This is a genomic window from Myxosarcina sp. GI1(2024), from assembly GCF_053543375.1.
The window spans coordinates 437,971-461,442 of record NZ_JBKGTY010000002.1; the positions used below are offsets into that span (position 1 = coordinate 437,971).

At 42.6% G+C, this 23,472-nt stretch carries 21 protein-coding genes; 10 read left to right on the top strand and 11 right to left on the bottom strand.

Annotated elements, in window-relative coordinates; translation table 11 throughout:
* Positions 1-147: 147 nt before the first annotated feature.
* From ACLFKQ_RS11095 to ACLFKQ_RS11105, 3 genes are all read left to right on the top strand, one after another.
* Positions 148-549, top strand: a complete 402-nt coding sequence (locus tag ACLFKQ_RS11095; protein ID WP_448999878.1) for a response regulator — start codon at positions 148-150, stop codon at positions 547-549.
* A 158-nt stretch (positions 550-707) separates the two neighbouring features.
* Positions 708-1,427, top strand: coding sequence for a Crp/Fnr family transcriptional regulator (locus ACLFKQ_RS11100; RefSeq protein WP_448999879.1), 720 nt, complete (start codon positions 708-710; stop codon positions 1,425-1,427).
* 310 nt (positions 1,428-1,737) lie between these two features.
* A complete protein-coding gene (locus ACLFKQ_RS11105; protein ID WP_448999880.1) occupies positions 1,738-2,406 on the top strand; it encodes an endonuclease III domain-containing protein in 669 nt (222 codons plus the stop codon).
* A 90-nt stretch (positions 2,407-2,496) separates the two neighbouring features.
* Here the strand turns inward: ACLFKQ_RS11105 and lpxA are convergent, their stop codons facing one another.
* From lpxA to ACLFKQ_RS11145, 8 genes are all read right to left on the bottom strand, one after another.
* Positions 2,497-3,288 (bottom strand): acyl-ACP--UDP-N-acetylglucosamine O-acyltransferase, encoded by a 792-nt coding sequence (lpxA, locus tag ACLFKQ_RS11110; RefSeq protein ID WP_448999881.1) that lies wholly within the window; start codon positions 3,286-3,288, stop codon positions 2,497-2,499.
* Between the two features lie 27 nt (positions 3,289-3,315).
* Positions 3,316-3,780: a 3-hydroxyacyl-ACP dehydratase FabZ gene (fabZ, locus tag ACLFKQ_RS11115; protein WP_448999882.1), complete on the bottom strand. Its 465-nt coding sequence runs from the start codon at positions 3,778-3,780 to the stop codon at positions 3,316-3,318.
* Positions 3,781-3,856: 76 nt separating this feature from the next.
* On the bottom strand, positions 3,857-4,693 hold the full coding sequence (gene lpxC / locus ACLFKQ_RS11120; protein ID WP_449000339.1) for a UDP-3-O-acyl-N-acetylglucosamine deacetylase: 837 nt from the start codon (positions 4,691-4,693) through the stop codon (positions 3,857-3,859).
* Between the two features lie 28 nt (positions 4,694-4,721).
* On the bottom strand, positions 4,722-7,091 hold the full coding sequence (locus ACLFKQ_RS11125) for a BamA/TamA family outer membrane protein (RefSeq protein WP_448999883.1): 2,370 nt from the start codon (positions 7,089-7,091) through the stop codon (positions 4,722-4,724).
* Positions 7,092-7,315: 224 nt separating this feature from the next.
* A complete protein-coding gene (gene purC / locus ACLFKQ_RS11130) occupies positions 7,316-8,050 on the bottom strand; it encodes a phosphoribosylaminoimidazolesuccinocarboxamide synthase (protein WP_449000340.1) in 735 nt (244 codons plus the stop codon).
* Between the two features lie 305 nt (positions 8,051-8,355).
* Positions 8,356-8,607, bottom strand: coding sequence for a hypothetical protein (locus tag ACLFKQ_RS11135; protein WP_448999884.1), 252 nt, complete (start codon positions 8,605-8,607; stop codon positions 8,356-8,358).
* A 101-nt stretch (positions 8,608-8,708) separates the two neighbouring features.
* On the bottom strand, positions 8,709-9,038 hold the full coding sequence (locus tag ACLFKQ_RS11140; RefSeq protein WP_448999885.1) for a DUF2973 domain-containing protein: 330 nt from the start codon (positions 9,036-9,038) through the stop codon (positions 8,709-8,711).
* Between the two features lie 77 nt (positions 9,039-9,115).
* Entirely contained in the window at positions 9,116-9,451 is a 336-nt protein-coding gene (locus ACLFKQ_RS11145) for a DUF2605 domain-containing protein (RefSeq protein ID WP_448999886.1), read from the bottom strand.
* A 553-nt stretch (positions 9,452-10,004) separates the two neighbouring features.
* Between ACLFKQ_RS11145 and thrS the strand changes: the two genes are divergently transcribed.
* The 4 genes from thrS to ACLFKQ_RS11165 all read left to right on the top strand — a co-directional run bounded on the left by thrS (position 10,005) and on the right by ACLFKQ_RS11165 (position 17,605).
* The gene (gene thrS, locus ACLFKQ_RS11150; protein ID WP_448999887.1) at positions 10,005-11,828 is read left to right on the top strand and encodes a threonine--tRNA ligase; all 1,824 of its coding nucleotides are present in this window, start codon (positions 10,005-10,007) and stop codon (positions 11,826-11,828) included.
* Between the two features lie 578 nt (positions 11,829-12,406).
* The gene (locus ACLFKQ_RS11155) at positions 12,407-12,628 is read left to right on the top strand and encodes a diguanylate cyclase domain-containing protein (RefSeq protein WP_448999888.1); all 222 of its coding nucleotides are present in this window, start codon (positions 12,407-12,409) and stop codon (positions 12,626-12,628) included.
* A 161-nt stretch (positions 12,629-12,789) separates the two neighbouring features.
* Entirely contained in the window at positions 12,790-14,223 is a 1,434-nt protein-coding gene (locus tag ACLFKQ_RS11160) for an MFS transporter (protein WP_448999889.1), read from the top strand.
* Positions 14,224-14,245: 22 nt separating this feature from the next.
* A complete protein-coding gene (locus ACLFKQ_RS11165) occupies positions 14,246-17,605 on the top strand; it encodes a cyclic nucleotide-binding domain-containing protein (protein ID WP_448999890.1) in 3,360 nt (1,119 codons plus the stop codon).
* Positions 17,606-17,626: 21 nt separating this feature from the next.
* On the opposite strand, the gene ACLFKQ_RS11170 is transcribed toward ACLFKQ_RS11165, so the two are convergent.
* Genes ACLFKQ_RS11170 through ACLFKQ_RS11180 form a run of 3 tightly spaced genes read right to left on the bottom strand, consistent with a single transcriptional unit; the run spans position 17,627 to position 21,037 of the window.
* Positions 17,627-19,276: a DUF2079 domain-containing protein gene (locus ACLFKQ_RS11170; protein WP_449000341.1), complete on the bottom strand. Its 1,650-nt coding sequence runs from the start codon at positions 19,274-19,276 to the stop codon at positions 17,627-17,629.
* A 9-nt stretch (positions 19,277-19,285) separates the two neighbouring features.
* Positions 19,286-20,725 (bottom strand): SGNH/GDSL hydrolase family protein, encoded by a 1,440-nt coding sequence (locus ACLFKQ_RS11175; protein ID WP_448999891.1) that lies wholly within the window; start codon positions 20,723-20,725, stop codon positions 19,286-19,288.
* Between the two features lie 15 nt (positions 20,726-20,740).
* Positions 20,741-21,037, bottom strand: coding sequence for an MgPME-cyclase complex family protein (locus ACLFKQ_RS11180; protein WP_448999892.1), 297 nt, complete (start codon positions 21,035-21,037; stop codon positions 20,741-20,743).
* Between the two features lie 284 nt (positions 21,038-21,321).
* On the opposite strand from ACLFKQ_RS11180, the gene ACLFKQ_RS11185 reads away from it, so the two are divergent.
* The 3 genes from ACLFKQ_RS11185 to ACLFKQ_RS11195 all read left to right on the top strand — a co-directional run bounded on the left by ACLFKQ_RS11185 (position 21,322) and on the right by ACLFKQ_RS11195 (position 23,315).
* The gene (locus ACLFKQ_RS11185) at positions 21,322-21,555 is read left to right on the top strand and encodes a hypothetical protein (RefSeq protein WP_448999893.1); all 234 of its coding nucleotides are present in this window, start codon (positions 21,322-21,324) and stop codon (positions 21,553-21,555) included.
* A gap of 110 nt (positions 21,556-21,665) precedes the next feature.
* On the top strand, positions 21,666-22,220 hold the full coding sequence (locus ACLFKQ_RS11190) for a hypothetical protein (RefSeq protein ID WP_448999894.1): 555 nt from the start codon (positions 21,666-21,668) through the stop codon (positions 22,218-22,220).
* A gap of 378 nt (positions 22,221-22,598) precedes the next feature.
* Complete coding sequence (locus ACLFKQ_RS11195) at positions 22,599-23,315, top strand: DUF3120 domain-containing protein (protein ID WP_448999895.1); 717 nt, start codon at positions 22,599-22,601, stop codon at positions 23,313-23,315.
* Positions 23,316-23,472 lie beyond the last annotated feature (157 nt).

Genomic DNA, 23,472 nt, shown 5'->3' on the forward strand with positions numbered 1-23,472 from the left:
TCTTTTATTTTTACTCTAGTTCAAAAAACTTCTACATACTACTATTGTAATTTAAATGTGTTTGTCTGCTAGCGTACGGTTGCAATAGTAAAAAATTGTAAAGCTTTTAGATTAATAAACCATTATCCCGGTAGGTTATAGCTCCTTATGGCTATCAAACGTATTCTCGTAATTGATGATAATGATGATAGTAGAGATTTGGTAAAAACTGCCTTTGAGTTAAACACGAACTGGGAAATTTTGACAGCTTCAAATGGAATCGAAGGGATTGCCAAAGCCGAATTAGAACGACCCGATGTGATTCTTTTAGATTTGGTTATGCCTGAAGTTGATGGTTTGGCTGTCTACGAAAGGTTGCAAAATAATCTATTTACTTGCACTATTCCCGTAATTTTTATTACGGCAATGGTCAATAAAAATACTCTCACTAAATTAAATGATACCTATGCCTTGAAAACAATTACCAAACCATTCTATCTGGATGATTTAACCTCTAAGATAGTTGAGATATTTGACTGGCAGTTACACGATCTAGTTTTGACAAGCTAGTGAGAAGATCGACCCGGGGCAATTCTTTGGTGTTCTCAAATGTATAATCCAAAAATAAGCAACTAAATAAACTTTTTAACGACTTTCTTGCCAAAGTCCAAGCTCAGAGCTTAAAGTTTATAATCTTTAAGTTAACTAGGATTAAAAGTTAATTCTCAATGCTCGATAGTCCGTCGCGTCCAATCAATCAAATTCTTGCGGCATTACCAGAAGAAGAGTATCAGTGGCTCGCTCTCAAACTAACCAAAGTCAATCTTCCTCGAGGAACAGTTCTCTATGAAAGTTTAGATGAGATCGAAACAGTTTATTTTCCTAACGAGGCGATTGTTTCCTTAGTCTCATATTTAGAAGACGGTTCTACTACTGAAGTCGGTATAGTCGGCAGAAATAGCTTACTCGGTCTGCCGATTATTTTAGGCGGTAATCGCAGTCATCACCGCGCCCTGATTCAGTTGCCGGGTTCGCTTACTAAAATTTCTGCTGAGGTCATAAAACGCGAATTTTATAGAGGAGGTAAGCTACAGAAGCTACTGCTACTCAGCGCCGAACATAGAATTACGCAGATTTCGCAACTTGCTATCTGCAATCGCCATCATACAGTCGAACAACGTCTCGCTCGTTGGTTGCTACAAGTCAGAAGTTTGATTCAATGTGATGAGCTACCCCTGACTCAGGAATTTCTCGCCAAAATGCTTGGAGTTCGTCGTGCTAGCGTAACTGTAACCGCACAGAATTTACAAAAAGCAGGTGCGATCGTTTATTCCCGTGGCAGTATTATAATTATAAATTTGCAGCTCCTCGAAGAGATTAGTTGCGAGTGTTACGAATTTCAAAGAGCAGATTTTTATCGCTTGTTTGGTTCTATGTTGCCAAAATAAAAGATTTTGAACTCGACTGGTATAGTTGAGAAAGAAAGCTCGAACTCTACCACAAGCGATCGCTAAGTTAAGAATGTTTCAGAAATCTATAACCAAAGATGGAATTAAGCTCCCAGCTAGATTTAACTACGTAAAATAAATTTCGGAGACTCGCTCGATATATAGCAATGCGTTAGCAGGTTAGGATACTAATCTAATAAAGAAGGAATCGGGAATCGAGAATGGGAGTAGAAAAAAGAAACTCTGAAAAATGTTCTAACGTTTGCTCGTACTTCTATGGTAAGCAATATGAGAACATCGGAATAATAAAATGAGCGAAAAGCAAGGGATGGATATTGAAGCAGCAATATTAAAGCTACGCGAGGCAGTACGCCCTTTTCCTAAAGCTGCCATGTTCGCTTTAGCCGAAGAGGGCTACACTTCTGTTTTCGAACAGTTAATCGCCTGCATTATTTCGATTCGCACCTATGATGAGGTCAGTTTACCAGTTTCGCGTCGTCTATTTGCCCTAGCTAATACTCCTACTCAAATAAGTCGTTTGAGTACGGATAAAATCGAAACTTTAATTGAGGCAAGCACTTACGCTAAGCGCAAAGCAGTACAGATCAAAGCTATCTCAGAACGAATAGTTAGGGAATACGATGGCGATTTACCCTGCAACCAGGAAGTAATGCTGAGTTTCAAAGGTGTCGGAGTCAAATGCGCTAACCTCACTTTAGGTATTGCCTGCGGAGAACCTCATATTAGTGTAGACGTTCACGTTCATCGAGTTACCAATCGTTGGGGCTATGTCCAAACTAAAACCCCAGAACAAACTACTGCTGTTTTGGAAACCAAACTTTCCTCAAAATATTGGATTGAGCTTAATAGTTTACTGGTTCCTTTTGGCAAACATATATGTACGGGTAAATTGCCTTACTGTTCTAGCTGTTGTTTGCGGGAAATGTGTCGACAGGTAGATGTAACCAAGCATAGATAAAATATATTGGGGTTACAACTTTTAGCACTAAACTGGGCGGATATTTCGAAGTGGTTTGGTATTAATAGAGTCTAGCATTGCTATGGATGATTATTTGCCCACAATCAGTCCTCTTCTTCCTGGAGAACTAGACTGTTTGATAAAATCTTGTAAATGTCGAACATGTTCGTTATCGGCTAATAAATCTAGTTGAGCGAGCGCCTTATCGAGAGGCAAACCATCGCGAAACAGTAGACGAAAAGCTTGTTTGAGTTGAGTGATTTGCCTCGAAGCGAATCCCCTGCGCTTTAATCCCACTAAGTTAAGCGATCGCACTCTAGCGGGATTGCCTTCAACCAACATATAGGGTGCTACATCGCGACTGATGCGGCTCATGCCGCCGATCATTGCCAGTCGCCCGATATGAACGAACTGATGAATGCCCAATACGCCACTAATGACCGCCATCGAATCGATCTTAACGTGACCCGCGATCGCCACACTGTTAGCAATAATCACTTCGTTAGCAATGGCGCAGTTGTGACCGACATGGGAATATGCCATAAACAAATTATCGTTACCGATAACTGTGGCTTCTCCTTCACCCGTAGCGCGATTGATGGTAACGTATTCGCGGATCCGGTTGCGATCGCCAATTTTAACGCCACTATTGGCACCTTGATATTTTAAGTCTTGAGGTTCTAAGCCGATAGCAGCCCCAGGAAAAATCTGATTATCCCTACCTATTTGAGTCAGTCCATCAATAACTACATGACTGCCAATTGTGGTATTCGCGCCTATTCTAACTTTTTCCCCAATGACAGCATAGGGAGCTACTCGAACTGTCGGAGCGAGTTCGGCATTGGGGTGAATGACGGCGGTATGATGAATTAAGGCACTCAAGATAATCTTCGTTTCTATTGACGGCTATCAATCAATTAGAGAAAATAGCATTTCTCCCTTAACGGCAAGTTCTCCTTCTACTTCTCCTTTCCCCTGCATTTTAGCAATGCGATTTTGCTTTAAAGATAACAGTTCTACGGTGAGGATCAATTGGTCGCCAGGAATGACTTGACGACGAAAACGCATCTTATCTATACCTGCATAAGCAAAAAATTTACCCGTCATTTCTGGCAATTGCACTAAAACGATGCCTCCTACCTGCGCCATTGCTTCTGCCATGAGAACACCTGGCATAATCGGACGGTTGGGAATATGCCCTGCAAAATAGGGTTCGTTGAAGGTAACGTTTTTAATTCCCACAGCTTTTTTTCCAGGTACGTACTCGATAATTCTATCTACCAGAGCGAAAGGGTAACGATGGGGAAGTAAGTTGTGAATTTCTTGGATATTAAGGGATTGTTGGGCTGTGTTGGCTTGGCTAACGGTTGACATGATGAATTATATAGATTTTAAAGGAATCGGATCCAAGATGAGAACTAGCGATCGCCGTTAGTAACTTCTGAGATTATTAGCCGCGAGCGCTATTTTTAAGTAAGGCTAGTTGGCTAGCAAGTCGAAGGTGTAATTTATGACTGGCTTTGTAGGCAATAAAATGAGCTTGAGGAAATTCTCCTAGCAAACTAATATCTCCTACTAAATCTAATAGTTTATGACGGGCTGGCTCATTCGTAAATCTTAACGGAGGATTTAGCCAACCATCTCGGCTGCAAACTAAGGCGTTTTCTAAGTTACCGCCTTTAATTAAATCTACTTGTCGTAGCTGTTCGATTTGTTCGGCAAAACCAAAAGTACGAGCAGGAGCAATTTCGGTATTAAAATTATTTTCTCTGGGACTCCAACTATGCCACTGATTGGCGATCGCTGGATAACCCTTAAAGTCAATACCGTATGTAAAACGAGTTTCGGGAGCTGGTAAAGCCGCCACGAAAGCATCGCCCTCTCTAATCCAAATCGGCTCTGTTAGAGTAATGGTTTGTGTCGGAGTAGCAGGAGCAATTGCCATCTCGGCGATCGCCTCAGACCAAATTTTTGCCGAACCGTCTAATAGGGGTAATTCTGCACCGTCGATTTCGATTCTGGCATCGGCAATGTAGTTGGCTCCCAAAGCTGCCATCAAATGCTCTACAGTTCTCACTTTTGCCCCAGCCACGGCTAACTCCGTTGAAAGGGTAGTTTGACTGACTGCGGCGACTGTAGCTGGAATTATGGGTCGCTCGGGCAGATCGACTCGTACGAAATAACGACCCCTGGCGCGATCGCCAAACTCAATTTTTACTCTAGTAGTAACACCAGAGTGCAGTCCCACTCCTGAAAGTTCCACGGTATTTTTTAGCTGCTCACTCATGGCGATCGCTCTATCACCTCTGCTCACTTTAAAATTTCTCTCCGATACCAAACTGAATCTCATTGTCTCCTTCATCATTAATCGCGTAATCGATCCGAATTGGACCTAATGGAGACTGAATTCGAACCCCAATACCATAGCCATAACCACTTCCAGGTAAACCTCTAATTATGGACGGTTCTCCGGGAACATTATCATCGGTACCCAACACGGTACCGTAATCGAAAAAGAGCGCACCACCGACAATGCGGAAAATGGGAAAACGATACTCCGCCGTTGCCTGAGCGTAACTGCGACCACTGCCTAATTCACCATCACCATAACCCCGCACCGAGTTACTACCACCTAAAACAAAGGCTTCATAAGGAGGTAAATCGCCGAGCACCGTTCCCGCTTGAACGTTAAACGCCAGAGTTTCGGGACCGTCAATAAAATTAATCAAGTTGATGGGAAAATAACGACTATAGTTAGCTCGAAGCCGATTGTAAAGAATACTTCCCGAACCAATTGGCACGGTTTGCTCTACTCCCAAGCGTAATAAAGAACCGCTTGTCGGTTGCAAAGCATTGTTGCGAAAATCGCGAGTCGCCCCAAAGCGAAAAATAAATAAATCATCTTCTCCACTATCGCTAAAGGCAAGATTAATACTGGGATTATCACCCTCTCCTACAGACCTGGGAGTTATATCGCCATCATCATTTTTGATCGCAACGTGTTGATATTGAAAACCAGTTGATAGAGTCCATTCCCGACGAGCAAAAGGATCGCGAGGATAGGGTCGAGAAAAACTAATCCCACCGCCAGTACGAACTACACGAGGACTATCACCATCAAAATCGTCATCATCAAAAAAATCGTCCACATCTTCATCAAGATCGTCACCTTGAGGAACTTCAATATCGTTATTATCACCATCAAAAACTAGCGATATGGAACGACGACGGAAAGCATTAACCGTGTAGGAGGTACGTGCCGGATCCCCAGCAATCCAGGGATCGGTAAAATTGACATCGAATAACAGTTCTCGTTCTCCGACTTGAATTTCCGTACCTAAGGTCTGATTGTTACCACCTAAATTCTGTTGTTGAAAACTAACCGTACCGAATAGACCACTAGAAGAGCTAATCCCCGCTCCTGCAGCTATCGAACCGCTACTACTTTCGACGACCTCGACGTTAACGACAACTTTACTAGGGTCTTCTCCAGGACTAAAAGAAAAACGGGCATCTTCAAAAATTCCCAAGCCAAAGACTCGCTGCAAGTCCCTTTGGGCAGTTTCTCGCTGAAAGACATCTCCAGGCTCTAACTCGATCTCTCTAGTAACGATAAAATCGCGGGTATTTCCTTCTACGGGTTCGTCCTCTTCATCCAAAAAGCGCACATTAATGTCTTCAATTATACCTTCGGCAGCTACTAAGGTAACTTCTCCATCGGGGCTAACTTCTGGAGAGCCAACGATTTGTGCTAGCTCGTAACCCTGTTCGCTATACCATTCGTTTAGTTGAATAATGCCCTGTTGTAATTCCTGAAGATTGAGGATTTGACCGTAGTTACTTTGGAAAATTTCGTCAACTACTTCTGGAGGCAAAACTCTAGTTTCTGCATCACGGGGGAGAGTTTCTAGAGATACGTCTCTCAAAATTGGATTTGGTTGTACTTCGTATGTAATTCGTACGCCTAGGGGAGTATCTTCGGGAGTTACCTCCACGTTTTGGAAAAAGCCCGTAGCGTAAACCGCATTGACATCTTCTTGTAATTGAGAACGAGTGGTAGTTCTGCCGGGTTCGGTAGCGATAGTTTCGTAAACAATGTCTTCTAGTTCTTCATCAGCACCTTCTACGTTCACTTCGGCTACTAAAACGCGAGGTTCTGAGGTCGATTCGGGTTGAGGGGGAGTCTCGGGTTGGGGTTGCTCCGGCGCGGGTGGAGAAAAATCGGGAACGTCGTCGCTATCCTCAGGGATTTCTGGCGCTGTCTCCGTTTCTGTCTCCGTTTCTGGTGGAAGAGTGGGTTGCGGTATCGGATCCCCAACGTCGTCGCTATCCTCAGGGATTTCTAGCGGTGTCTCGGTTTCTGTTTCTGTTTCTGGTGGAAGAGTGGGTTGGGGTGGTGGAACTGGTGGAAATTCCTCCTGAGCGGTTATGGTTCCACCCAGAACCGAATTGGGTTTTGGGTCGCTCGGCGATCGCTTTTGCCGATTCAAAGCTAGTTGCGATGATGCCTCTGGCTCGAACTGTTTTGAATCGAGCGGTAGATTTTTTGGTTCTGGGGTTAGCTCATCGCCTATTTGTTGTTTATTCTCTGCTTTGACTGGCAGAGATAAGCCAAGAGTTAACCAAGTTGCCAATGCAGTGATCGCAGTTGACCAGAGATAGAGGTTTTTTTGTTTTTCTAGCACGTCCACACACCCAGTAAAGCGATCGATAATATAACAGTTTTTGTTTTAGTTTTTACAAATTCACTCGCTACTTTTTTATTTAGTAACTCAAGAATCACTAACTAAAAATACCGTACGCTTGAATTTGACTGGTTAGATGTGTGGATGTTCCCAGCTATGATAGCTGTGCTCGGGGTTTGACGAAGTAAACGCCAGGCTCGCCAAGACAGGCGGGGTAGCGTTAGTTAACTATCTACAATCTGTGATAAGATGCGCTGCTGCACCTGTTGATATGCCGACTCGACTCCGCCTAAGTCCCGACGAAAACGATCTTTATCCATTACTCTAGCTTCGGGGTCTGTTTCTCCTGCATCCCAAAGCCGACAGGTATCGGGACTAATTTCATCGGCTAAGATTATTTGCTGTTGCGAGTCTTTGCCAAATTCAAGTTTAAAATCTACCAGGGTGATTTTACATTTAGTAAAGAATTCTTGAAGATGCTGATTAATTTTTAAAGCCAATTGTTCGATCGCGGCTAATTCCCTATCGCTAATAATTGCTAAAATTTTGAGGCGATCGCGAGTTAATAGGGGATCTCCTAACTCATCATTTTTCAAATAGTACTCTACCAAGGGAAAAGGTAAAATTTTTCCTTCTGGCAATCCAGTTTGGCGACAGAGACTTCCTGCAGCGATATTTCTCACCACTACTTCTAAAGGAATAATTTTTACTGACTTGACTCTCATACGATCGCGCTTCGGACAATCGATGTAGTGAGTGGCTATACCCGCTTTTTCTAATAACTTAAATAGAGCTTGGGCGATGGTACAGTTAATCTCACCTTTTCCTCGAATTTGTCCTCGCTTTTGGGCGTTAAAAGCCGTAGCGTCATCTTTATAAACAGTCAACACCACCTCAGGATCTTCTGTTAAATAAAGAATTTTAGCTTTTCCTTCATATAGTTTCTCTTGATGCACCATGATTAATTGAGTCAAGTTATCGATTTATTTATGGTCGCTCGAGATCTGGTAGATGAGTACGAACGGTATACTATAGCAGTCGTGTTTCACTGGAAAAAAGCGATCGCTAACTAGCAATAAGTTGTTAATTTCATTTTATGGGGAATTGCTATTTAGCTAACTAGATAATCGATCGCCAGTGTGGTTATTCTAATCCACAAAAAAATACCAAAGGAATCATTGCTCCTCTGGGTTACAGTAATGTCTTAAATGTCAAATATTTAATTTCTCAGAGCGAAGCCTCACTCAGAGAGAACGCCTACTGGCTAAAACCGTTCTACACTACCCAAGAATACGGGTTCTACTCGAATCGCTAAAACACTAGCAGGGCGAATTACCATATATTCTCCCTGAATGTTTTTAATGGGAACATTAACGAATTCTGAAGAATCTGATTTTGCCATCAACTCATTACTGTACCACTTTTGAAATTCCTGTACGCTGCCAAATCTAACCTCTTCTTTATGACCGCCAGAAATTAGGAAGTGAATGGCATATTCGTCGGGTTTTCTAACCATAGATTATCAGAAGCTTTAGAGAAACTACCAGCTTATTGTTCCCTGAAAGCCTCAATCGATATCAAATGAATCGATTAATTTATCATGTTAGGAGATAAGTTTTATTCTTCCGAATCATTATTGGTTTTACTCGGCGAAGAATCATAGAGTGCGTCAAGTTTTTGCCGCGCATCTTCTACAGATACAGAACGCATCACCAATAAAGGTTCTTCGATAACTTTACCCCGTTCGTCTAATAACTCTGGATGAATTTGGCGAAGAGAACTGTGTTGTTGGTCTTCAAAAGAGTTTCTTTTAAATCTCGAAGTTGGAGAATTACCGGGATGAACTTTCGAAGCATTCATACTAATGGTAATTAAACTGCGAATCAAATTACTAACCGCAAGCAGGGCGATAAAAGTAAAAGCCAGAATGTAAAGTAAATGTAACATAGAGTTGTTTCTCAATTTAACTAGTCTATTTTGATTCGATCGTCCGATCGTCAAACAAATCTCATTTATATCTATAGTTAAGAATCGGAAAGCTGTTCATCCGGTTTCATTTCTCGCCTTTTCTTGGCTAAGCCCCAGCACTCAACTACTAGCTGATGCCATGGAGGAAGCATATTTGAATCGATTCCCGCTTCTCCATTAGTCGCTTTAAACAGGATTTGAGCCGTACCGACTTCTTGCTGGCTTCGTGCGATTCTTCTTAAAAATTGAGCTTGTTCTTCGACCGACAAAAAAGCTAGACGTTCTGATTCTAATAAGGATCGCGATCGCCCGAACCAATACTGAAAATCTTCTAAAAGCGGCTCTAAGACCGATTTCAGCAATTCTTTTTCCGTAGGTTGTTCTGAAGGCATAAATTTAAAAATAACTTATTATCTCACTATTTATCTTAGCGTTTTTGACAAAACTTAATGATTGTATTTAAAATTTATCACGATCGAATAAAAGTGTATTATTGCCCTTAAAAATAAATGGCAATAACTTATAAATATACTACTAGGAATAGAGTCCAGTTATTGAGATTTGATTAATTTAACTACTGTTGGCGCTCTAATAGTACGACCTGCTCCAAGCTTCAGTAGATGATGCCTAGCAGCAAACAGATTTTGAAGTGGGGTAGCAATGAATCGATTAAAAGTTGAGATGGTTGAAGGTAAAAGGTAGATTAGATAAAATTTTAACTCTCTTCTTCCCCTCCAAGTCTCTCGAGCGAAGCACGATTGGCATGAGCGATATCCTTAGCTAGATTTGATGACAATTGCGCTGCACGACACAGTCGCCAAATACATTAGGACTTATCGAATGGGACTCGAAGCAGTCTCCGTAGTCAATATAGTCCCATATAGTCACAAAACATTCCTACCATCGATAGAATAAAACAAGTTTACTGGCATCCTCGAACTGCTTATGACCACTGCAGAAAAAGAATTGAAAGCAAAACTAGAACCAATTAAATTACCTCGCACTAGCGAATCGAAATCTCTCCAAAAAATCCGTCACACCACATCACATATTATGGCGATGGCAGTGCAAAAGCTGTTTCCCAAAGCCCAAGTAACTATAGGACCTTGGACGGAAAATGGCTTTTACTATGATTTCGACAATCCCGAACCGTTTACGGACAAGGATTTAAAGAAAATCAAAAAAGAAATGATTAAAATTATTAATCGTAAGCTGCCAGTAGTGCGGGAAGAAGTCAGCCGCGAAGAAGCTAAAAGTCGTATTGAAGACTTAGGAGAACCCTATAAATTAGAAATATTGGCAGACATTAAAGAACCGATTACCATCTATCACTTAGGAGACCAGTGGTGGGATTTGTGTGCCGGACCTCATGTAGAAACTACTGCCGAAATCGACCCAAAGGCGATCGAATTAGAAAGCGTTGCAGGGGCATACTGGCGGGGGGATGAACATAACGCCCAATTACAGAGAATTTACGGTACTGCTTGGGAAACCCCCGAACAATTAGCAGAATACAAGCGTCGCAAACAAGAAGCATTAAAAAGAGATCATCGCAAGCTGGGTAAAGAATTAGGACTGTTTATCTTTGCCGATCCGGTGGGACCTGGTTTACCGTTGTGGACTCCTAAGGGAACGATTTTGCGATCGCAGCTAGAAGACTTTCTCAAACAGGAACAACTCAAACGGGGTTATCTACCCGTGGTTACTCCTCACCTGGCTAAAGTCGATCTGTTTAAAATTTCCGGACACTGGCAAAATTATCAAGAAGATATGTTCCCGTTGATGGCAGAAGACGAACGCTCTGCTGCTGCCGAACAGGGGTTCGTACTCAAACCGATGAACTGTCCGTTTCACATTCAAATATATAAGAGCGAGTTGCGTTCTTATCGAGAGTTGCCCCTGAGACTGGCAGAATTTGGTACTGTCTATCGTTACGAACAGTCGGGAGAGTTAGGGGGCTTGACTAGAGTTCGAGGCTTTACCGTAGATGATTCTCACTTATTCGTCACCCCAGAACAGCTCGATGAAGAGTTTTTAAAAGTAGTAGATTTGATTTTAGCTGTATTTAAGAGCTTACAGCTAACCAACTTTAAAGCCCGTTTGAGTTTTCACGACCCAGAATCCGATAAGTATATTGGTTCTGACGAAGCTTGGCAAAAGGCTGAAAATGCTATTCGTCGTGCCGTGGAAAAACTGGGCATGGAACATTTTGAAGCCACTGGCGAAGCAGCATTTTATGGACCGAAACTCGACTTTATTTTTGAAGATGCCCTCGAACGGGAATGGCAGTTGGGTACGGTACAGGTAGACTATAATTTGCCCGAACGCTTTGAATTAGAGTATGTTGCTGAAGACGGTTCGCGCCAGCGTCCGATTATGATTCATCGCGCTCCTTTTGGTTCTTTAGAGAGACTGATTGGCATTTTAATCGAAGAATATGCCGGCGATTTTCCTCTCTGGTTGACACCAATCCAGGTGCGTCTGTTGCCCATAAGTCATGCCCATGTTGATTTCGCCAATCGAGTAGTTACTAAAATGCTGGCGGTAGGGATTCGCGCCGAAGTCGATAGTAGCGGCGAACGACTGGGTAAAATGATTCGCAACGCTGAGAAGCAAAAAATTCCCGTAATGTCGGTGGTGGGAGATAAAGAGATCGAGAGCAATACTTTGAGCATTCGTACCCGTGCTTCAGGAGAATTAGGCGCGCTCGCCGTAGACGAAGTTATTGCCAAGCTAACTGAGGTGATCGCATCTCATACTAATTTTTAGCGATTAACTCAGAGAGAGCGGATAAGTTATTTTAGGAGCGATCGCGCCGAGATCGGTAGGTGTTTTAGCGGTCGCCTTTATTTAAAGGTTTATCTAGACGGTTATTTTAGTATTATGACAAGTAAAAATACTCTCAATACTTCTCGGTTAAGCCATCACGATCGATTGGTTGCGTCTGGAAAAAGGGAAAAAGACAAAAGGAAAAGATAGAGCTGACAACTTGCGTAGACTTTTTTCCTTTCACCTTTAACCCTACCCTTCCCGTAACATCAACAGCTAACTGGCATTCGTTAAACGAGAAGTATTGCATACTCTACTTGCTTTCAACTTAAGTCTTCTTTCAGTTTGACTGTCATTGTGATTAATTATTTCTACTCTTTTTCAGTTTTTCTTCCAAAATGAGATGCTCTCCCAATTTTCGATCGCCACCATCAATTCGTCGGTTATCGAGGCATTCAACGGGAGATTACCACCGAACACAATCTTTCTAAACAAATTACCTATCAGGCAGCTTACGATTCGCTGACGGGATCGATCGTCGCCAATTTGATGAAAAACTCCAAGAAGCAGTCAAGCAGGTGCGAAAAGATGGCACGGACAAAGTATTGTGTTATTTAGACCTCGATCGGTTCAAAATTGTCAACGATACGGCAGTACACCTAGTCGGCGATCGCCTGCTAGCAGAATTAGCCCAAATCTTCGGTAGCACGATCGCTCAAGGAGATATTTTAGGAAGATTGGGAGGGGACGAGTTTGGATTGATTCTCGAAGACTGTACTCTCGAGCGAGCCAAATATTAATTGAATCCGTTAAAATTGCTCCCACAGTTGGCTGGTAAAAATTCCCAGTTCAAAGATTTGATTTGGCTGCTTCTGTTGGATAGCAATCATTTGCCAATCTCTTATCGTTGATAAGATCGTCATGTAGGCTTTTTCAGCCCAAAAAAATTAATTATTATCGTATGTCTATTCAGGAACAAAAAATCGAATTTTCAGAAGACACGCAAGAGGGAAGTTTGACCGAAGAGTGGAATTTTAGACGACTTTGGAATATGAACCTCGGCTTTTTAGGAATCCAATTTGCTTGGGGACTACAAATGGCAAATATGAGTGCCATTTTCGAACACTTAGGAGCAGATGCCCATCAAATTCCCATTCTTTGGCTTGCTGCTCCTCTAACGGGTTTAGTGATTCAGCCAATTATTGGCAATCTCAGCGACTATACCTGGACGCCCTTAGGCAGAAGAAGACCTTATTTTTTAATGGGAGCAATTTTAGGCTTTATCGGTCTGATTTTCATGCCCCATAGCTCTTCTCTCTGGATAGCTGCAGGATTGCTCTGGATTTTAGATACCAGTGCCAATGTGAGCATGGTTCCCTTTCGAGCTTTTATTGGTGACTTACTGCCCAACGAACAACGCACCCGCGGATTTGCCATGCAGAGCGTAATGGTGGGCATTGGTGCTGTCACGGCATCGGTTCTACCTTGGTCGCTCAATCATTTTTTCGGGGTTGCAAACGCTAGCAGTACAGTTCGCCAGATCCCTCTAACCGTAGAAATTTCGTTTTACGTCGGCGGAATTTTATTTTTGGGAACGGTAGTCTGGACAGTAATAACTACCCCAGAAAAACCTCCTAAAAACTTGCAAAATTTTGAAAAACTGCAGCAAAAACGCGGCGGCATCGGTAGCAGTATTCGCGAAACTTGGCATACCGTACAGCATTTACCCACCACGATGCAGCAGTTGTCAAGAGTGCAATTTTTTACCTGGTTGGGTATTTTTTGCTTTTTTCTTTATTTTCCCCCTGCCGTGGCTCGCAATATTTTTGGTGCTACTAGCCAAAACTCAGTGCTCTATAGCGATGGTATCGAATGGGCTGGACTGTGTTTTGCAGTTTACAATGCTGTCTGTGTGGCATTTTCTTTTATCTTGCCTTACTTAGGTAAATGGCTCGGTCGCCAGAAAACTCACGCTCTCTGTTTGCTTTGTGGCGGTCTGAGTGCGATTTTACTATTGCGAATTGAAAATAAGTATTTATTGTTCGTCGCGATGATCGGTTTGGGTATTGCTTGGGCGAGTGCGATGACTATGCCTTACGCTATGCTGACCGGAGCCATTCCCCCGGAGCGCCGCGGAATTTATCAAGGTATTTTTAACTTTTTTATCGTTTTGCCAGAAATTGCTGTTTCCTTAGGTTTTGGCTGGATCATGACTAACTTGCTTCATGAAGACCGCTTACTTGCCGTAGTCGTGGGTGGAGTGTGTATGATCGTTGCTGCTGGTTTGACCCTATTCGTCAAATCTAGTACCTCCGTAGCAGAAGTAGAAACTACTGAGGAAAGCCCAGAGACGGAGAAAACACTAGAGCCAGATACCAAAACGCAAACGACCTAAGCGCAACCTCAGAGAAAAATTTATGTTTAATCGAGTTTATCAAATAGTAGGTCGCCCCAAGACCCAAGCTAGCCAGATCTTCGAGCGTTTTACTTTGCCTGCTTTAACTGTCGGTCAAACCCTCGTAGCGCAGTTATTACTATTGGCAGCTACAGTTTTAAGCTATAGTGTGGTTGCCATGGCGATCGCTAATTCCCTATTTATCAGTAACGTAGGAGCGGGAAACCTACCTCTAGCTTTTATCTCGATTGGATTATTTTCCATACCAGCTTATGGAATTTTTTCTCTGGCGATCGATCGCTATAGTCGTCCGCTGCTATTTCGCTATGCTTTGTTGGGTTTTGCCACAATTTCTCTTAGCTTGTGGTTTTTGTTAACTTTAAATGCTACTTGGATTTACTATATCCTGCTAATTTTTATCTTTTTTCAATGGGATTTTCATAATAATATTCTCTATCCTAGTCTGCTAACGGATTACTTTACTACTTTAGAATACAAGCGATATGCTCCTTTTATCGGCATCGCACAGGCAGCAGGAACCCTAATCGGTGGTGGTTTGACGATTTTGCTGTCTCGCTATTTGACGACGAAGGACTTGCTGTTGCCTTTACTCTTACTTTTGGCGATCGCTTTCGGACAATTACTCTATCTAGAAAGTTCTCAACGCCAGGTCGATGTAGTTAGAGAGCAAAAAACCGCAGGACTAATCGAGTCTCTAAAAACATTTCCGGATTTAGTCAAAGGCTATCCCCTAGTACTTTTGTTAGCCAGCAGTAGCTTTCTACTGGTAATTATTTATGTCAGTTCGGAATTTCTCTGGCTGAATATTTACGGTCAAAACTTTGACGAACGAGCTTTAACGGGTTTTTTGGGACTAATGCGAATTGTCATTAGTTCGATCCAGGTAGCAGTTCTTTACGGCGTTACTCGTCCCCTACTGCACTGGTTGGGAGTAGCGCGGCTTAATGCCGTTTATCCTCTGACTACTTTACTCAGCTTTTTAGGACTACTACTCAATTTCAATTTACCTGCTGCTATTAGTCTTCATGTCAATGGTGATGCTCTATATAAGGCGATTAATCTCCCCGTTCACCAACTTAACTACAATGCTATTCCTCAAGAATTTATCGGTAGAGTTCGAGCTGTAAGCGATGGCATTGTTTACTCTATCGGTTTGACTCTAGCAGGAATTGTCTTGTGGTTCGCCCATCTCTATCTCGATTTGGTGCAAATTACCTGGCTGGCGGCTAGCCTGACTATCCTGCTGTTGTTGATAAGGTTGCCGATGGGCAAATTTTATGCTCAAAGTTTGGAGAAAATCATTCGCTCTGACAGCATTAATTTAGATGATTTTGGCGAAGAGGGAATTCAGTTACCGCCTCAATCTGCCAGCACCATTGGCGAGTTTCTCAGCAGTGGCGATCGCTACTTACAAATTAAAGGCTTAGAGCTAGTTCCAAGTTTGGGGCATCCCAGTCAATTTTCGAGCGAAATTTTCGCACTACTACCCAATGCCGATGCTCAACTGCGTCAAACAGTACTAAAGTTATTTCTCAATAGCGAGCCGTCCTTACAAGAGTGGGAAGAGCTCTTAACCAGAGATGCGGAAGCGCAGGTAAGAGCCATGGCTTTAGAAATCCTAATTGTCAATTGCTACCCTTTTTCAGAGCAGCAACTGCTCGAGTTACTTGCCGACGAGCATTTAGAAATTAGGGTGTTAGCAGCAGTAGCGGCAATTGCTAACGACAATGAGAATTCCCCAATTGCCAGTGCGTCAGAAACGGTTTGGCAATTAGAATTAGACAGAACGGCAGTTAAAGCTGTTATTAGAGTTATCGCCCATCGAGGCGATCGCGATTTGATTCCTCTACTGCGAGGAATTCTCGAACGAGCCGATAGCGAAACCAAACAAGAAGCCTTAGAAGCTCTAACTCAACTGGCTCTTCCAGGAGAAATAGAATTAGCCAGACTAGCGGTAGCCGAACTCCAACATCCCGAACCTCTAGTTCGAGTTGCAGCATATAAACTACTCCAGGTTACTCGTTGTGGAGCGATGCTGTCCTATCTCAAGCAGGGTTTGGCAGATAGGGAACCAAGAGTCAGACAACAAGCCGCACTTACTCTGGCGGTATACGGTCAATCGGGACTGGCTTTGGCAACCGAAAGTCTAGCCTCAACCAATCCCGAAGTAGTCAGTGCCACGATCGCCGCAATCGGTAGGATTCGCACCAAACAAGCCAGCGATATTTTGTTCCAACATCTAGCTCCCGAATTCGAGCAGCTTTCTCTGACTCGTAAGTGGCAACAACAGATTCCCCAACAGGATCTTAACTGGCGGTTGTTAGCTGTGGCGATCGCCGACTATCACCAGCGTCTGATTCAGAAAGTACTGTATATTTTGTCCTGTTTGGGATACTCGCGAACGGTTAATATCGTTAACCGGATCTTGGCGACTACCGATACTAAAAAAGTAGCCAACGCCATTGAAGTTTTAGCTTCGCTCGGCGAACGTCGTTTTATCGCTCCCTTAATTCCCATTCTCGAATCCAAACCATCGTCCAATTCAGTTTATCCCACTCATCAATGGTTGAGAACTAAAGGCTACAAAATCTTACTAGAAGCACTAGAATCAAAAGATAGATGGATTAGAACTGGTGCCTTAATCCCTCTGGCAACAATTCCCTCGGCACTTATTGGGGATCGCGATCCCGTAGTCCGGTTGGTTGCTAGAGAAATTTTTTTCACTCATCAACACCAGTTATCCCATTCTCAAGTAGCGATCGCACCTTTGAACGGCGAACTTCATTTAATCCCGTCTCCTGCTACTCAATATCCAGATAGAGAGACTCCGCCCTGTGACGATCTAGCTGCCTCTAACTCAGTCAATTTACTGCCTCCTAGCAATACTTCTATGAACAGACTACTATTGCTTAAAAATGTCGCTCTGTTTAAGAACCTCTCTTTAGACGAACTATTTTTAATCGACAAAGCACTAGAAACGGAGCGAGTTTTAGCCGGCGAAACTATATACACCGAAGGAAGCTGGGGTTCTCACCTCTATATTATTGCCGACGGTAGAGTTCGGCTCGTCAAACAGGTTGATGGCAAACAACAAGAGCTCGAGCGCTTAGCTGCCGAAGAGTACTTCGGCGAAATTGCTCTGTTTGATGATGCTCCTCGCTGGAACGGCGCGATCGCTCTGACTAACTGTACCCTTCTCAAACTAGAGAAGAAACGGTTTATTAGTTTAATTTCGCAACGTCCCCACATTATCCTAGAAATTTGCCGTTTCTTGAGTAAGAGAGTCCGAGAAACTGATAAATATCTTTCCTCGACTCCCACAAGCGCCCCTGAGTTACAGCCAGAAGCATCTGTGGAATAAGAGCGTACTCTGATACTTTTCCTATTCTTGACTCGCGATTGCTTCGAGGTAAGCTCGCCAGGCTGCCTCTGCTTCTGGTAGAGAGGTAGCATTTTTTTGTAACAAAATTACGCCGTTATTAAAGCCGATGATGCCGTATTCCTGACGAGCAGTCAGCGTGTCAAATAAAACGATCGAATCTTGAAGTCTGTGGCGATCGTCTTCAAAGGCATTTTGATAGCGTTGCAGCCGCCAGAGGTCGGCGATAATATAGTCTACGCGCTCTATTTCTTGGCGATCGTTTTTTATTTCTAGTCCGGTCAACCGAATGACTTCTCTTCTACTAGCAAGATGGGGAATTAAATAGGTAGTAGCCGAAACGCTGGCATCGTCAGGTATTTTAGCTAAAAGCGAGCGAATTTGCGGCACTCTCGCCCATTGTTCCGGAGCACAAACATATACCCAGGGTCGGATCGAGTCGGGAATCGAGAAGTAAAGGGTACGACTGGGGTTAGAAGTAATGGTGAAAAATAAAGACAGAATGATGCAGATAATCCAAAAACGACGAAATCCGCCTCTAAGCCGACGCGGTTGGCAACTAGCCACAGGTTTGTCGAGGTTGCCAAATCCCTGTCCTGCCCACCACAAAATTGCCCCATAAAACAACCCGGGGGTAACACTCATGGCGTAACGCAGAGAAATAGCCAACACCGATTCTCCTTTACCCAAAAGTAGCTTCAGTAGGGGAAAAGAAGCGATCGCCCATGAAGCAGGGGCTACTGCGGGTACAAAAGCTAGAGGTAACCACTGTCCCAGTAAATATTTAACCGTACCGAAAAACGGGGTAAATAACTCGACTAGCAACAATCCTGGGTTGCGGATCATGTTAACCATAATTTCTATGGTCGAAGCTTCATCGCCCTCGGCATACTGCCCGAATCTTTCCAACATAAATCGTTTGGCAATATCGTCGGAAAATAAGGGCATGACTAAATTGGTCAGAACGATAATGTAAATCACGCTCAAACTACAAACAGCCAAACCCAGACGAGGATAGCGACGACTGAGAATTAGATACACCCCTACCCCAAATAAAGTAATGCCGCTGTCTTCACGAACTGCCAAGATACAGATTAGTAAAATGCCAAATAGCCACCACCAGCGTTTTTCCATTGCTAGGAGCAACCCAAAGATAAATAGCGGAATTTGAGAAATATCGTGAAAATTAGCCAGAGTCGGTCCTAAAACGGCATTGGCACAGTAAAAGCTAATGACAATTAAAAGAGCGATCGCCGGCTGTAAATAAACTCTTGCTAAGGCATACAAGACTAAACCTGCAGCTGTGACAAAAGTTACCTGCAAGACGGTTAGGGTGGCTGGATGGGGAAACAGATAATAAATTGGCAACCACAACAGCAAAGCAGGAGTAAAATGCTGTCCGAGACGATGATAATCGACGGCAGGAACTTCACCGCTATGAACTACATTAGTCGAGAGTTGAGAAGAAAGACTGCTTTGAAAGAAATTACCATGAATGCCATTCCAAAAAACCTGATTGAAGATCCCTTGGTCGTAAGAAGAATAAAAAGTAAAGTGGCGATGGAGAGTCAAAAATAACGTAGTGAGAAAAAAAGCGATCGCTGCAACCGTAACGGCTTTAATTCCCTGCTTGTCACCCAATTTAAACAGCATCATGTTTTTTCAAAGACTGGCGATCGAGTTGGCACCTATATTAGCAACTAAAGTGGCTTGAAAAACATCGGCAATAATTTCGTGTCCTTGGGTTGTAGGGTGAACTTCATCCCAAAACAGAAACTGTTCGGGATTTGCCGCCGTAGAGTTACCGAGAAGGGGATCGCTAATATTGGTAAAACCAAATTCCTCTGGATTTACCTCAATTCGCTCTGTTAGGTTAAAAAGATCCAATTCAATGATATCGAGGTCTAATTTATGCTCGAGATTGGATATAGTTCCTGCTAATGCGTGATTGTAAGCTATAGTAGCCTCAGTTGCTAAAAATCCTACACCAGCACTGTTGGTAAGAGGTAGCAATCCTAAATCTGGCAAGTTGGGGACGACAATTGTCTCGGCACCTATACCGCTTAAAGTTGTAACTGCAGTAGCGATGTTACCTACTGCTTCAGATATTACCTCTACCGGATTTTCAGCTTCCTCGAAAACGCCAAAAAAATCATTGCCTCCCGCCCAAACTACAAAAGCGTCATCAGCAGTAATATCCGCCGGATCTGTTTCATCAACAAAGTTTTCGATCTGGTCGAGAACGCCAGGTAAATCTACATTAAAATCAACTTCACTGTTGTTATCACGCCCTGTTTGGGCACCCCCCACAGCCAAGCTACGAACTTCAACTTCGGCAGGATCGAAGCGAGAATTGAGAATATCGGCCCAAATTGGACCATTGGAAAACCTACCTTTAAAGTAAGGGGGACTAGGTGGATATATTCCATTTAGTAAATCGTATAAATTTCCTGAATTATCAGCAATATCGGTATCGGAGTAACTATCGCCAAAAATAACAAGTCGCTCGATATCCGGTATCGGTAGGACAAAGTCTGCTTTACTAAATTGCTCGATTTTGGAGTTGCCTATATCTAATAAAGCTTCGTCGGTCTTAGTATTTCTAATTAAAACGTTATTCTTATCCTGAATAATAGAGAGATCGAAATAGGTCAAGCCGCCTTTTAGTCCAATTTTGTCCTTTCCAGCCTGAAAATCTTTGACGGTATCGAGAGTAGAACCTGGAGCGATCGCAAAAATATCTTCACCTCTTCCCCCGATGAGCGAATCTCGACCTTCGCCTCCCTCTAACCAATCGTCTCCCTCGCCACCAATTAATTTGTCATTCCCACGATAGCCGAAGAGAGTATCGTCTCCCCTTCCCCCGATGAGCCGCTCTCGACCCTCGCCTCCCTTTAACCAATCGTCTCCCCTACCGCCCACAATCGGTTTCTCACTTTTTGTCCCGGTGAGATTATCATTTTGGTTGACTATATTATTAAATATAAAATCCAATTGACTGATAAATCTTCGACCGAAGCAACCCAATAAACATTCTACAGGATCTAATTCTATTAAATATTCTGTTAGATCGGCATGAAAATTCAGTTCCGCTAAATTCATAAAAGCTTATGTTATTTAAAAAGTCGAGGAAGGAGCTTCAAATTCTCCCGTTAGTACGTACTCCAATCTGAGTTTCAACCAAGTAATAAATTGAGAGTTAGTGGAAATAACCGCTGCGGCAGGTTGGGGAACCTTAGATTTAATTTCGGCAAATTCATCGGTTTCTAGAAACGCGGGCTGTTCGACCAACCAAAAATCGATTTCTTTATTTTGCTCTTGGTAGTTACGCTTTCTCTCTTCGATAACTTCGTTTAAAGGCTCTTCTTCCAACAAAAACTTTTGGCTGGCTAAAACGTAATAGTAAGTTGTCATAAATTATACCGACGAAAATAACAGCTCTTTTGAGGGTTAATAACTAGCTAGTTAGACCACAGATTTTAAATGGTCTTTATCTAGGAAATGCACTTGATTTAATCGCTGGCAAACTTTAAGTTTATCCAAAATGCTAACTAAATATACTACCATTCCTTGGTAAGAGAACTGCTCTCAGCGTAGATGAGATCTACCCAGTCAAACCCAGCTCGGAGCGATCGCTATTAAAAATTAAAACTAGCTAAGACTGCCGTTCGTAATCCCTTAAGTATATTTAATATTTATTGTCGATAAAAGCAGACAATTATACCGAAACTAAGGTTACTATCGGTGAAGAAACCCAAAAAATCGCACAATTCGGTGCGAATGCCAGATTAGAGCTCGGTGGTTTGTTTTTAACCACTAGGGCAGAGAGTTTGGCGTTCGAAGACGGCACGGTATTTAGTGCCCTCGAGCCTGAAAATCCTTTACTCACCGTCAGCGTTCCTTGTTCTATATACTGCCGCAACAGAATTTAGCGATGACGCGACTAGCGAGGAAGCTAACTCCAAGACAGACCCAAGCCGAGGCAAAATTTGAGGTATTAATAGAAGCGTTCGACAAAACAAACAGCGGAGAACAAACAAAGATGACTGCAAATAAATTCAAACGTGCTGTCGGTACTTTTCCTACTCATTCTAGAGCCGAGAAAGCTTTAATCGAATTGCGAGATGCTGGATTTAATATGGATCGAGTTTCGGCGATCGCCAAAACTGCTGAAGGTGAGGCAGCAAATGGAGAAGTGGAATTAAAATCAGTTGGCGATCGTGCTAAAGGTGGTGCTGGTTTGGGGGCAAGCATGGGAGCGGCAACTGGTGGTTTTTTAGGTATAATTGGCAGCTTGAGTATTTTGGCTATTCCAGGTGTCGGACCTGCAGTAGAAGCAGGAGTAATATTAGGCAATGCTTTATTAGGTAGCGGTATTGGTGCGACTGGAGGAGGGTTAGTTGGCGCTCTAATTGGCTGGGGTATTCCCGAAGAAGAAGCTAAACATTATCAAGAGCTTTTATCTCAAGGTAGCTATGTCATTGTAGTAGAGGGTACGGAAGCCGAAGTTAATGGAGCTGAAGCGATTCTTAAAAATCGGCAGATTAGTAATTGGGCGGTCTATGACGCTACTAACATAACTCCCAGAGAATTCTAGGTTATTTTAGGTAGCTTAAACCCTTGAAGCGAGCGAAAGAGAAATCTTAAAAAGAGCTTAACAATTTCTTACGGCGATCGTAGTCGCTCGCGAAGTCGCAATCTGGATTTTTGCGCTTAAATTAGCAAAAAAAACAAAAAAAATCTAAATTAAATGCTAAAAGAAGCGATCGGGTCGATATACTTTTTCTTTATGCTAGTTTATTTCCACTCAAGATTATTATTTAGATTATTATTTTAGTTCTCAGGGGCGATCTTCTTTTCAAAAAACTATGATATCGTGAATTAATGTGAAGATAAGTAACAAAACTTAAAATAATCGCTCTGCGATTGATTAATAGTTTTAGCAATTCAAGTCCATTTAATTATTTATTTGCCCGTGTCGTGTTCTTCTAGCTCCGATTGTTCCACTCGACCTACAACTGAAAGCGTTTTTAACCTTAGTTCGTATCATAGTTGCGAAACCCTAGCTTGGCGAGTTTTCGGTGGGGCTTCTTTTTTAGTATCTATACCCGTATTTTTGCAAGCACCGATAGTTAGAACCTTTCCCGAACTGAGCTTAATTCTGACTTTAGTTTGGTTGGGATTGGGTTGGGGTTTATATCGTCGCCCTCAAACCAAATGGTGGGGAGATATCATCTTAGGATTTAGCTGGAGTTGGCTGGCAGGTTCGATTTACTGGGGCTGGTTGCGTTGGGAACCCCTGATTCATATTCCCGTCGAATCCATTGGCGTACCTTTTGCTCTCTGGTGTATCTGGCGGGGTTGGGGATTAGTCGGCAACTATTTTTATTTGGGTTCTCTATTGGGAACCGCAATTACCGACCTGTATTTTTACCTAACTGATTTAATTCCTTACTGGCGCGAATTGATGAGAGTAGAACCAGCGTTAGCTTCGCCAATTTTCAGAGGAGCATTAACTCAAATTCAATCTCTTTGGGGTATTAGTTGGGCAATTGTTCTGGTAAACATCTTGCTGTTAGTGGGTTTTTGGTCTTTAAAGCAAAAAGAGCTTCACTGGTGGGCATTTTCAGGAGCGGTATTGAGCACGATTTTAGTAGATAGCCTATTCTGGATTGCAGCTTATTTCGCTTAGAAATCCCACGATAAAAACCTAAAATTTAGAAGTCAAAAACTAAAATAAGTAGAGAAAACAAACTTAGGTCTAATCCTTTCGTTTGCAGATTAAAATTAAAACATTTAAATTACTCTAGATTTCTAGAATATAGTAAATTTTTATTGACCCTCTACCT

What these genes read in the sequence shown, in the direction of transcription:
- ACLFKQ_RS11135 (WP_448999884.1), bottom strand. Translation starts at nt 8,607, where the DNA reads ATGGTTAGAAAACCCGACGAATATGCCATTCACTTCCTAATTTCTGGC.
- ACLFKQ_RS11190 (WP_448999894.1), top strand. Translation starts at nt 21,666, where the DNA reads ATGACTGCAAATAAATTCAAACGTGCTGTCGGTACTTTTCCTACTCAT.
- ACLFKQ_RS11160 (WP_448999889.1), top strand. Translation starts at nt 12,790, where the DNA reads ATGTCTATTCAGGAACAAAAAATCGAATTTTCAGAAGACACGCAAGAG.
- ACLFKQ_RS11140 (WP_448999885.1), bottom strand. Translation starts at nt 9,038, where the DNA reads ATGTTACATTTACTTTACATTCTGGCTTTTACTTTTATCGCCCTGCTT.
- ACLFKQ_RS11175 (WP_448999891.1), bottom strand. Translation starts at nt 20,725, where the DNA reads ATGAATTTAGCGGAACTGAATTTTCATGCCGATCTAACAGAATATTTA.
- ACLFKQ_RS11180 (WP_448999892.1), bottom strand. Translation starts at nt 21,037, where the DNA reads ATGACAACTTACTATTACGTTTTAGCCAGCCAAAAGTTTTTGTTGGAA.
- ACLFKQ_RS11145 (WP_448999886.1), bottom strand. Translation starts at nt 9,451, where the DNA reads ATGCCTTCAGAACAACCTACGGAAAAAGAATTGCTGAAATCGGTCTTA.
- thrS (WP_448999887.1), top strand. Translation starts at nt 10,005, where the DNA reads ATGACCACTGCAGAAAAAGAATTGAAAGCAAAACTAGAACCAATTAAA.
- fabZ (WP_448999882.1), bottom strand. Translation starts at nt 3,780, where the DNA reads ATGTCAACCGTTAGCCAAGCCAACACAGCCCAACAATCCCTTAATATC.
- ACLFKQ_RS11170 (WP_449000341.1), bottom strand. Translation starts at nt 19,276, where the DNA reads ATGCTGTTTAAATTGGGTGACAAGCAGGGAATTAAAGCCGTTACGGTT.
- lpxC (WP_449000339.1), bottom strand. Translation starts at nt 4,693, where the DNA reads ATGAGTGAGCAGCTAAAAAATACCGTGGAACTTTCAGGAGTGGGACTG.
- ACLFKQ_RS11165 (WP_448999890.1), top strand. Translation starts at nt 14,246, where the DNA reads ATGTTTAATCGAGTTTATCAAATAGTAGGTCGCCCCAAGACCCAAGCT.
- ACLFKQ_RS11100 (WP_448999879.1), top strand. Translation starts at nt 708, where the DNA reads ATGCTCGATAGTCCGTCGCGTCCAATCAATCAAATTCTTGCGGCATTA.
- purC (WP_449000340.1), bottom strand. Translation starts at nt 8,050, where the DNA reads ATGGTGCATCAAGAGAAACTATATGAAGGAAAAGCTAAAATTCTTTAT.
- ACLFKQ_RS11105 (WP_448999880.1), top strand. Translation starts at nt 1,738, where the DNA reads ATGAGCGAAAAGCAAGGGATGGATATTGAAGCAGCAATATTAAAGCTA.
- ACLFKQ_RS11095 (WP_448999878.1), top strand. Translation starts at nt 148, where the DNA reads ATGGCTATCAAACGTATTCTCGTAATTGATGATAATGATGATAGTAGA.